The sequence below is a fragment of the Blautia glucerasea genome, from assembly GCF_020537505.1.
GTDB lineage: Bacteria > Bacillota > Clostridia > Lachnospirales > Lachnospiraceae > Blautia_A.
Genome location: NZ_JAJBMO010000062.1, coordinates 1 through 1,987, shown reverse-complemented (window position 1 = coordinate 1,987; position 1,987 = coordinate 1). Strand labels below are relative to the sequence as shown.

2 protein-coding genes are annotated in these 1,987 nt (G+C 31.2%); both read left to right on the top strand.

All coding sequences use genetic code 11. The features are described 5' to 3' along the window. Window positions 1-127 precede the first annotated feature (127 nt). Window positions 128-472: a hypothetical protein gene (locus LIQ05_RS19145; protein ID WP_226822907.1), complete on the top strand. Its 345-nt coding sequence runs from the start codon at window positions 128-130 to the stop codon at window positions 470-472. A gap of 102 nt (window positions 473-574) precedes the next feature. Next, a complete protein-coding gene (locus tag LIQ05_RS19140; protein WP_226822906.1) occupies window positions 575-1,903 on the top strand; it encodes a HEPN/Toprim-associated domain-containing protein in 1,329 nt (442 codons plus the stop codon). Window positions 1,904-1,987: the final 84 nt, after the last annotated feature.

Here is a 1,987-nt window from a genome sequence, read left to right as displayed (position 1 = left end):
AATCTCTTCCTCTCTGGTAAAAGGATGGCTTGTCTCACTTTTTGCACCATCTGTATTGATTTTAACGATTGGACAAGGTAGAATCGGTTGTAAAAGTGAGACAAAGTAGAAGAGAAGGGAGAAATATATGGAGCAGGCAAAGATAGAACAGCTTGCATTTTTATATCTATGCAGCGAGCATGATAAAAGGTTATTGCTGAAAAAAGAAAAAATGCCGTTAGCTGATTTTGACAGGTTGACCTACTTGATTTACCATTTTGGTTTTAAGGAATACCATATAAAAGTGTGGATGGAATTTGCAGGAGAGTTCAAAAAGGAATGGGATTGTCTGGAAGCACTTCAGGAAATGGGGGGCTGTGTTGGAAACATAGGAAATACAGAATCAGAAATTAGCATGCATAAAATGTGGATGCAGAATTTTTGTAAAAATGCACCCAAAGAAAGCAGAGAATGGATTCAAAAATTGAATTAAAATATGCAGTAGAACATTTTTGTGATATCATTATCAATAGAGCAGATTTGTATTTTATGAATTTGTAAAAGAATAATGAAGCGAAAAGGTGTGAAGCTAATTATGAGTGAATATGCAGATATAGTAATTGGAAATTTATCATTACATTGGTTTAGAAACTATTTGGATAGCAAAATCGTTAGTCTGTTTTTTTCAAAAAATGACCTTATTGTAGTAAATAATTGTAATATAGACGATGATGATAAAGATGCCGGAACATACACTAAATATATGTATAGGACGACTGTTCGGCGTGCAAAAGAACGCTTAGATGCACAGGGATTTGGACTTAATAATTTTGAAAAAATATTTAATGATGAAATGGTTCAAGCAGTAGCCTACTCATCTTTTTTGTATCATTTACAGGGAGATTATGATGAAGAGGACAAGAATAATGAAATTCGGATTAAGAAAAATGTTTCATTAAAAAAATGGAAAAATGCAATGAAAAAAATTGTTTCTTATGAACTTGCAAATGGAAACATACAATTTGGAGGAACACTTTCAGAGGTTAATATTACAACAGAGTGTGACAAAGTTATATTTTATTCTTTGAAAGATGAGGATAGCGAATCATTTTATGCTTTAAATCCTGAAATAATCAATTATAAATATGTATACAGACTTATACTAGAATATTGTGCAAATGATATGGAGATAATATTGGATTTCTCAAATTTGGATAATTGGGCAGATGATTGTATTCCCAAAGCACTAGCAGCGACAGAGAACGTTTCAAAAACAATTGTTCTTGTTGAAGGGTCAAGCGATAAAGATATTTTAGAATTTGCGATGTCACAGTTATATCCTCATCTTTCAGATTTATTTTATTTTATGGATTTCAGTGATGAATCTGGTGGAAAAAGAGATGGAGGAACATCATATGTAATAAAAAATCTTAAAACTTTTTATTTTTCAAAAATTAGAGCAAATTTTATTGCAATTTTTGATAATGATGCAGAGGGATATTCTAGTAAATGCTCATTATTAAATGAAATAAAAAACTGGCCGGCAAATTTTAGAATATTATTATATCCAGAAATTACAATGTTTCATAAATACCCAACTATTGCACCTAATGGGAAAATTGTGCCTGATGACATTAACAAGAAAGCTGCTTCTATTGAATTGTATTTGCCAGATTCCATTATAAAAACTGGTGGGAACTATTATCCAATTGAATGGGAATCGAGAAAACGAATACGAAATAAAAATAATGTTGAAGAAGCATTATATCAAGGAGTGATTTCTTATAAAGATGATATAAAGCATAAGTTTCATGAAATGCGTAATAAAATTGAGAGAGGTGATGAAGTTTTTAAAACAGAAGAATGGAAAAATATGAAAAAATTACTAGAAACAATAGTATTCGCTTTTAATAACGAACAATAAATAGCAACGTAAACTAATGCAAATATCATGGGCAGGGCTCTTCGGGGTTCTGCCCTTTTTCTTTTTCCAGACCAAAAGACCACC